At 65.6% G+C, this 8694-nt stretch carries 6 protein-coding genes and 2 pseudogenes; 7 read left to right on the top strand and 1 reads right to left on the bottom strand.

The genetic code is table 11. The features are described 5' to 3' along the window. The 7 genes and pseudogenes from H0W40_RS17625 to H0W40_RS17595 all read left to right on the top strand — a co-directional run. Nucleotides 1-1240 (top strand): HAMP domain-containing sensor histidine kinase (locus H0W40_RS17625; RefSeq protein ID WP_292448851.1); only part of this gene is annotated, 1240 nt, incomplete at its 5' end. A 575-nt stretch (nt 1241-1815) separates the two neighbouring features. Further along, the gene (locus H0W40_RS17620; protein WP_292448848.1) at nt 1816-3387 is read left to right on the top strand and encodes a methyl-accepting chemotaxis protein; all 1572 of its coding nucleotides are present in this window, start codon (nt 1816-1818) and stop codon (nt 3385-3387) included. Between the two features lie 442 nt (nt 3388-3829). Continuing rightward, the gene (locus H0W40_RS17615) at nt 3830-4714 is read left to right on the top strand and encodes a substrate-binding domain-containing protein (protein ID WP_292448846.1); all 885 of its coding nucleotides are present in this window, start codon (nt 3830-3832) and stop codon (nt 4712-4714) included. A 39-nt stretch (nt 4715-4753) separates the two neighbouring features. Beyond that, nucleotides 4754-5758: pseudogene (locus H0W40_RS17610) on the top strand (diguanylate cyclase); the annotation flags it as partial. Between the two features lie 34 nt (nt 5759-5792). Beyond that, nucleotides 5793-6686, top strand: a complete 894-nt coding sequence (locus H0W40_RS17605) for a bifunctional diguanylate cyclase/phosphodiesterase (RefSeq protein WP_292448843.1) — start codon at nt 5793-5795, stop codon at nt 6684-6686. Nucleotides 6687-7086: 400 nt separating this feature from the next. Further along, nucleotides 7087-7197: a hypothetical protein gene (locus tag H0W40_RS20090; protein WP_367153839.1), complete on the top strand. Its 111-nt coding sequence runs from the start codon at nt 7087-7089 to the stop codon at nt 7195-7197. A gap of 112 nt (nt 7198-7309) precedes the next feature. Next, nucleotides 7310-7466 (top strand): annotated as a pseudogene (locus H0W40_RS17595) (transcriptional regulator); the annotation flags it as partial. Nucleotides 7467-7501: 35 nt separating this feature from the next. Here the strand turns inward: H0W40_RS17595 and H0W40_RS17590 are convergent. After that, on the bottom strand, nt 7502-8694 hold a 1193-nt coding region (locus tag H0W40_RS17590; protein WP_292448841.1), incomplete at its 5' end, for a HAMP domain-containing sensor histidine kinase.

Here is an 8694-nt window from a genome sequence, read left to right as displayed (position 1 = left end):
CTTGTACCCGACTTCTACGGAGCCGAACCGCATGATCCTCAGTACCTTCATCCGGGAAAGCCACGACGCGATCGTTGCGGAGTGGGAGTCGTTCGCCAGGACGCTGCCGATGGCACGGACCATGTCCGACGTTGGCTTGCGAGACCATTGCAGGGAAATGCTGCTGGTCGTCGTGGCCGACATGCAAACGCGCCAGACAGAGGGCGAGCGAGCCACCAAATCGACGGGCGATGCACCTCCCAACACCGGAGCGGACACGGCCGCTACGCTGCATGGCACCTTGCGGCAGCTCGCCGGCTTTGACTTGGTGCAGTTGGTCGCCGAGTTCCGGGCGCTGCGAGCCAGCGTCCTGGCACTGTGGAAGCGCCACCGGGCCGCCGGCGTCGATGCCCCGGTAGGTGCGGCGGAGATCGAAGAAATCATGCGGTTCAACGAGGCGATCGATCAGGCCCTTGCGGAGTCGGTCAGCAGCTACGCCGAAGCGGTGATGACGTCACGCGACATGTTCCTGGCCGTGCTCGGACACGACCTGCGCAGTCCGCTGCAGGCCGTCAGCATGTCGGGGCAGCTTCTTCTCAAGCCAAACCTTTCGGAGAAGGCAGTCCGCGATGCGGGATATCGCATTCAGCGCGCGTCGACGGCCATGAGCCAGCTGATCAGCGACCTGCTCGAGTTCACGCGAACCCGCCTGGGTTCCGGCATCCCGCTCGAGCGAAGGACATGCGACCTGGGCCAGGTTTGTGCCGAGGCCCTCGAAATCATCCGCGCCGGCAACCCGGAGCACGGCTTCGAGGAAGACATTGCGGTTGATCTGGTGATGTCGGGCGATGCACCACGGCTGCAGCAGGCACTGGGGAATCTGCTCAGCAATGCCGTTCAGCACGGTGATCCAGGTAAGCCCATTTCCCTAACGGCACGGGCTGCGGACGACGACATCGAGGTGCGCGTAGCAAACTTCGGGCGTCCCATCCCCGCTGCAGCTTTGCAGTCAATCTTCGAGCCGATGGTTCGTGTGCCGACCGCAGGCAACGAAGTGCACGAGCACTCGAAGACCAGCCTGGGGCTGGGTCTTTTTATCGTCCATGAGATCGTGACCCGCCATGGCGGCTCGGTCGCCGTCCAATCGTCGGAGGAAGCCGGAACGGTGTTCACGATTCGCCTGCCACGGGCAGACGGCACTCCAATGAAGGAACGTCTGAAAACATACACGAGGCACCCGCGGCGCCGTTTTACTGATTGAAGGCCTTCCGCCAGATGTTCGCGGCCTGATCGGCGGATGGCGTGTTTTGCGACGATGGCAACGCCGAACTTTAGCGCTCGATCAATACGCTTCGAGGATGGCGGCGATGATCTTTAGTTCGCCGCCGAACTTCAAGCAGTGTCGGGGTCCAGGCGAAGCGCCAGTGAGCCGCCCGTCGTCACCGACAGTCGATGCGAAGGCGCATATTTACAGCTGCGCCAGTAAGCCGCCCTCAATATCAGCGGGGTGACGTCCTGCCGAGCAGCCTTTGCAATAGCCCGCCGGCATCCGTCACTGCAAGACCGGGTCACCCCAACAGCAGGGCATCGAGCGACTGGTCTCATCCGCTTCCGCCGCCACCGCCTCGGTTGGCGCCAGCCGAAGGAGTCGATTCGTTGCAAGGCTCGAAGCCCCTCGACTGGCCAGCTTGACACTGGCACCCCGCGCGCCCGCCGCTACCGCGCAGCATCAAGTATTCCCATCTGACGCCGAAATACACGGCTCACGCCGCCTTATGCAGTTCGGCATCACTTCCAAACAGCACCGCGCCCGCGAGGCGCGCGAAAGGGCTCACGATGAATTTGAAACTGGGAACCCGGCTGGCGCTGAGCTTCGGCGCGGTGCTGCTCCTTGCCGCCATCATTGCCCTCGTCGGTGGCACCGCCTTGCGCGCCACGATGGGCAGCTTCCGCGTCGTCACCAGTGAGGTCCTGCCGAAGAGCGACATCGCTAACAACAACATCCGTGAGGCTTATGACTATGCACGGGCTTTCGCCTATATCGTCACCTCGGAAGGCCAGCCCGCCGCCGATGAACAGTCGCTGAAGGCAGCGCAAGCCGTGCTGGTGGCGACCGTCAAAGCGGTCAACGACAACGTGGCAGCACTGGAGCCGATGCTGTCGACCGCCGATGAAAAAGCCTTGCTCGCCGACGTGAAGGCACGGCGTGCCGCCTACGGCAAGAGCCGCAATCAAGTACTGGAATTGAAGAACGCTGGCGCCCACGACAAAGCCACCGCGCTGATGTTCACCGAAACCAACGCGCTGCAGACGGTCTACATCGATGCCTGGAAGACCTTCATCGATCACGAAAAGAAGCAGCTGGTCAACCATGTCGAAGGCGCCGAAGGCAACTACCGCCAGGCCACAGGCGGCCTGTACGGCGTCCTTGCGCTGGCGATGGCAGCCGGCCTGGGAGTGGCGATCGTGCTCACGCGCTGGGTGCTCGGAGCGCTCGGTGGCGAGCCCGCGTATGCGGCGGGGATTGCCGGGCGCATCGCCGCCGGCGATCTCAGCGTCGACGTGCAGACCCGGCCCGGCGACAAGACCAGCCTGCTGTTCGCAATGAAGACGATGCGCGACAACCTGTACCAGGTCGTCGGCCAGGTGCGCGCCGGCACCGACAGCATCGCCACGGCGACGGCGCAGATCGCCAGCGGCAACATGGACCTGTCGTCACGCACGGAGCAGCAGGCCAGCTCACTGCAGCAGACCGCGGCGTCGATGGAGGAGTTGACGTCCGCAGTCAAACAAAACTCAGCCAGTGCGCAGCAGGCCAACCAGTTGGCAGCAAGCGCGTCGAACGTCGCCGCGAAGGGCGGCGAGGCGGTGGCCAAGGTGGTCGACACGATGGGTGCGATCAACGTGGCGTCGAAGCGGGTGGTCGACATCATCGGTGTCATCGATGGCATCGCGTTCCAGACCAACATCCTGGCGCTGAATGCAGCAGTCGAAGCGGCCCGTGCCGGCGAGCAGGGGCGTGGTTTCGCGGTCGTCGCAACCGAAGTGCGCAGCCTGGCGCAGCGCAGCGCGGCGGCGGCGAAAGAGATCAAGACGCTGATCGGCCAGTCGGTCGACGAGGTCGAGGCCGGCGCCCGGCTGGTCGACGAGGCGGGCAGCACCATGCGCGACGTGGTGATGAGCGTGAAGCGGGTCAGCGACATCATTGGCGAGATCACGAGCGCAAGCGAACAGCAAAGCCAAGGCATCGAGGAAGTCAATCAAGCAGTAACGCTGATGGACCAGGCGACGCAGCAAAATGCGGCGCTGGTCGAGGAGTCCGCCGCGGCCGCGGACGCGCTGAAGAACCAGGCTGCGTCGCTCGCCGAGGTGGTCGGCTCCTTCAGACTCGAACCGACGACGGCGTGAGGATCTTCTCGATGACTCCCCTATCCAGGATGGCGGTGATGATCTGCATATCGCCAGCGGCTCAATTGGCGTGGTTGATCGCTGTCGTTCATCGGCGAAGCGAATCGAGTGACCGCTCCCCAAGACCGTGACCTTCGTGAGCCGACTCGATGCTGGCTCTCGTCAGCTGACCGAGTGGGCCTTCACGCCCACCGGGGGCAGCACAGACCTTCGGTTCCCAGAGGCCCCCAGGGCTGGTGTCACGGCGACATGACGGAACGCACGACTTCAAGAGCCGTCATCTACCAGTGTTCCGATTTCGTGACCATTCGCTGAAGCTCGGCGCGCCGGTGCCGACATACTGAATTCAGGGCGCGCGGCGCTTGCGAGCAGGACACACCGGGGCCGCAACCCTGACAGCATCACCCACGATGCCGTCGTTTCGACATAGAGAGTCCAGACCATGTCTTTAACGACCTTACCGTCCAGCCTCGCCTGGGCGCTTCGCACGACGCTGTTCTGCCTGATCTTCGCGCTGGCCCTGCCAACGCCGGCCCGCGCCGAGACTATCCGTCTAGGAGGGACCGGCGCTGCGTTACGCACGATGACGGTGTTAGCGCAGGCGTACATGAAGGTGGAGCCGTCATTCCAGCTTGAGATCGTTCCCAACCTGGGCAGCAGCGGCGGCATCAAGGCGCTGACCACGGGCGCCACTCAGATCGCCGTCGCCAGCCGAGGGACCAAAGCCGAGGAGCGGGCAGCAGGCGTGCGCGCCTTCGAGTATGGGCGAACGGCCTTCGTACTGGCCACTGCCAAAGACAACGTGCGAGCCCTGACGCTGACCCAGGTCGCAGACCTGTATGCCGGCAGGCAGACCAAGTGGAGCGACGGTCAGCCCGTGCGCCTGGTCCTTCGACCGGCAAGCGACGTCGACACGCCACTGCTGGCATCCTTCTCGCCGAGCGTCAAAGAGGCCTTGGCCACCGCGATGGCGCGCGAAGGCATGGTGACCGCGATGACCGACCAGGACAGTGCAGACGCCATCGAGCGACTGCCCGGCGGGCTCGGAACCTCATCGCTTGCCTTGTTGATGTCGGAGCACCGCCGCGCCAGGGCGCTGCCCATCGACGGCGTCGAGCCGACAGTCGGCAACGTCGCCAGCGGGCGCTACCGGTATGTGAAGCCGCTCTACCTGCTGTTCAAGGACGGCGCGCCGGCGAGCGTCGTGCGGTTCATTGCCTTCGTCGGGTCGGACGCTGGCCGACGGATCCTGACCGAAACCGGCACCGACGTCACGACGGCGGGCATCGCCCCTGCGGCGGCGACGACGGCACAGGCTGCGCGCTGAGCATCGCTCGCCAAAGCGATTCTCTTCATAGTCCTTCAAATGGACCGTCTGTTGACAATGATCGCCGCGCTGGTCGCCGGCTGCGTCATGCTGCTGCTTCCAGGCTTAGCCGCCTATGCGGGCTACCGGTCAACGTCCAGCATCCTGAGCACCGAGGCCGAAATCAATGCCCGCCTGGTTTCGCAGCTCGTCAATGTCAACCCCGAACTGTGGCAGGTGGAGACATTGCGCCTCGAAGAACTGCTTCGGCGGCGGCCAGGCGACCGGACGGCGGAAAGCCGCTCGGTGCTGGACTTGCAGGATCGCGTCATCTCCCAAGTTGAGGACGAACTGGCGAGCCCGCGGATCGAGACACGCGCGCCTGTCCATGACGCAGGCGAGGTCGTTGGAACGATTCGGATCGAACGTTCGCTGCGGCCGTTGATCGCACAGATCGCATGGTTCGCACTGCTGGGAAGCGTGCTCGCCGGCGCCATCTTCGCAGCGCTGAGGGTGTTGCCGCTGCGGACGCTGAGACGCACTCAGGACAGGCTGCTGCACGAGGCCACGCACGATGGCCTGACCGGCCTGCCCAACCGCGTGCTGTTTCGCGATCGCCTGGAACAGGCGATGGGTAGGGCCCAGCGCAGTCGGCGTCCGATGGCGCTGCTGTTCATGGACCTCGACAACTTTAAGGACATCAACGACAGCCTCGGGCACAACATCGGTGACCTGGTGCTGCGCCATGTGGCGCGCATGCTTGGCAACAGTCTGACGGCCGGCGCGGGTCCAGCGCGCCGCAGCAACGACGGCGCATTCACAATCGCTCGCTTGGGCGGGGATGAATTCACGGCGATCGTCGAGAGCGCTGGCAGCACCGAGGACACGGCTGCGCTCGCCAGTCGCATCCTGGCGGCCCTGCAGGAGCCGACGCGGATCGCGGGCAATCAGATCATCCTCTCGGCCAGCATCGGCATCGCGATGTATCCCCAAGACAACGCCGACATGGCCACCCTGCTGCGACAGGCCGACATGGCGATGTACCGGGCCAAGGACCTGGGCCGAAACACGCATCACTTCTTCAATGACGAACTGAACCATGCCATCCAGCACCGGATCGCGCTGGACCACAGTTTGGGCACTGGAACGCCGGGAGTTTGTCCTGCACTACCAGCCCAAGGCAAATTTGTCCAGCGGCGCGATCACCGGTGTCGAAGCACTGATCCGCTGGCAACGACCGGGCGAGGGGCTGGTTCCTCCCGACAAGTTCATCGGCGCGCTCGAAGACAGTCGCCTGATCGTGCCTGTGGGCGCGTGGGTCATTGCTACTGCCTGCGAACAATTGGCCATGTGGGATCGCATGGGATTGCCGGATATGTCGATGGCGGTCAACCTGTCGGCGCGCCAGTTTCGTGAACCGGATCTGGCGCAACAGATCGCGCAGTTGCTGAGCACGAATGGCCTTGCACCTCACCGGCTGGAACTCGAATTGACCGAGAGCCTCTTGATGGAGGACAACGAACTCAGTCGAAAAACCCTGATCGGCTTTGCCCAGGTCGGTGTTTGCGTGGCCATCGACGACTTCGGCACCGGGCACTCATCGCTTGCCTACCTCAAGCGCTTTAAGGTGGATACGCTGAAGATCGATCGATCCTTTGTGCGCGACGTGCCGCACGACGCTGACAACTGCGCGATCGCCACTGCAGTCGCGGCGCTGGCCCACAGCATGAAGCTGTCGGTCGTGTGTGAAGGCGTCGAGAATATCGAGCAGGTGGAGTACATGCGCACGCTCGGCTGCGACGCCATCCAGGGCTATTTGCTCGCTCGCCCGATGCCTGCGGACTCGCTGGCCGGCTGGCTTCGGCGCTACCGCGCTGGCGACGAAGCGCTCAATGCTTGGCGCAAGTCGTCCACAACGACAGCGGATCCTGCCGGCACGCGACATCTGCACGCAGTGCCTGGCCACACTGGCTCGCGCTCGAAAGCTGCATGAGGGCGCGCGCTGGCATTCCCCGAGCACTCCACGGCGCCAGCAGCCTGGAGCTGTACCAGTTCAAGGCGATCATTGAAGGCCTGCTGGCCGATCCGCACCGCGGCATGGCGGCGCGCGCGCAGTGGCACCTGGGCCAGCTCATGCAGATCGTCGACTTCCGCGACGGTCAGATGCCGCGGCAAATCATCGCGATGAAGGACACGCAGGCCACGGTGCTGGAGCAAGGCACCAAGCGGACCTGGAAGATCCCTTGCGTGGCGTTTCAGGGCTACACCAACGTCGAACGTCAAGAGGACTCAGCGGCTTACGAACCGCCGCCTAAGCCAATCAGCACGGGACGAAGGCGCGAGAGTTCGAGCGCGGCGATACGGTCACCTTCGAAGATCGCGATGGCCGCGGCATCACCGGCGTGGTCGTGCGCATCAACCAACGCACCGCCACGATCGGTACAGGTGACGGCGGGAGCTGGCGCGTGCCGTTTCACATGCTGCGGCACGTACTCGATATCTGACCTGCCGGCGGTCAAGCAACGGGCGGCGTCAATAGGGCCCACAGGCCGCCCTTACGGTCGACCGCTTCATGATGAAGGTGCTGATCGACTACCGCTCACCCGGGGCGGCGCTCATCTGCACCAGGGCTCGCCCAAGCAGGTGGCCGAACTGCTGCTGGACAGCAGCGCCGACATCGGCATCGCCACCGACGCCCGGGCCGACACGCCGCGGGCTTGCGCGGCTGGCGCAGTTTCCCGTCGTCACCTACGAACCCGGCTACACCGGGCGGCCGCTCCGGCGCCGGGGTCATCGCGCCGCGGCGTGCTAGCCGGCGTCGCCGGCCGCCTTTTCGACCGGCAACGTCACGGTGAACGCAGCGCCGCGGCCGACGCCGTCGCTGTGTGCGGTGAGGGTGCCCCCGTGCAGCGTGACGATCTCGCGCGCCAGCGACAGCCCGATTCCCAGGCCGCCTTGCGACATGCCCTGGTGGCGCCCGACCTGCGTGAAGAGCTTGAACACAGCGTCGAGCATCTCCGGCGGGATGCCGGCGCCGTTGTCGGCAACCGTGACGCTGAGGACGGCGCCGGCCACCGTGGCTCGCAGTTCGATGCTGCCGCCCGCCGGCGTGTACTTTGCGGCGTTGTTCAGCAGGTTGCCGAACACCTGCGCCAGCCGCATCGCGTCGCCTGCGAGCTGCACCGGCTGCGGCGGCAAGCGCAGCGTCAGCTTATGCGCCGCGGCCTCGACCAGCGGCGCGCTCGACTCGACCGCCTCGCGTACCACGTCGGCCAGCACCAGGCGCTCGGTACGCAGCGCCAGCTTGCCCTGTCCGACGCGCGACGCGTCGAGCAGGTCATCGACCAGCCGCACCATGAGCAGGACCTGGCGCTCCATCATGTCGCGCGTGCGCAGCGCCCCCTCGTCCAGCGTGCCGGCACGGCGCAGCAGCTCGAGCCCGGTGCGCAGCGGTGCCAGCGGGTTGCGCAGTTCGTGCGCGATGGTGGCCAGGTACTCGTCCTTGCGCCGGTCTTGGTCAAGCAGCGCCTCGACGAGCGTGGCGTGCTCGATGCCGATCGCAGCCACCGCGGCAAGCTGCGTCAGGGCCGCCTCGTCGGCGTCGGTGAAGGCCGCGCCCGGCGCGTGCACCGCGCACAGCAGGCCGAGGTTGCGCTGGCCGGAGCCGAGCAGCGGCACGCCGAGCCAGCCGCCGCTGGCCGGACCGGCTTGTGACGCGGACAACGGCGCGCGGCGTTGCGCGCGGTTGCTGCTGCGCATGCTGGCCGCCAGCGTGTCGTCGTCGGGTGCCGGTACGGCGACGTCGTCGCTGCCCGGCGGCGGGCTGCGGTGCTCCAGCACCGCGCCGCGCGACGGCATTGCGGGCACGCTCGCCGTCGCCGCGAGCGCGCCGGTCAGCGCTCGCGACTCGTCGGTCAGCAACGCGACGATGCGCTCGAGCGACAACTCGGCGTTGATTGCGCGCGACGCGCGTGCCAACTGGGTCAGCCGTTCGGCACGCT

It is taken from the genome of Methylibium sp. (assembly GCF_013817345.1).
GTDB lineage: Bacteria > Pseudomonadota > Gammaproteobacteria > Burkholderiales > Burkholderiaceae_C > Methylibium.
This window is presented reverse-complemented; position numbering and strand designations above follow the sequence as displayed.

Coding starts and splice junctions, on each gene's coding strand:
- H0W40_RS17620 (WP_292448848.1), top strand. CDS start 1,816: ATGAATTTGAAACTGGGAACCCGGCTGGCGCTGAGCTTCGGCGCGGTG.
- H0W40_RS17605 (WP_292448843.1), top strand. CDS start 5,793: ATGCCATCCAGCACCGGATCGCGCTGGACCACAGTTTGGGCACTGGAA.
- H0W40_RS17615 (WP_292448846.1), top strand. CDS start 3,830: ATGTCTTTAACGACCTTACCGTCCAGCCTCGCCTGGGCGCTTCGCACG.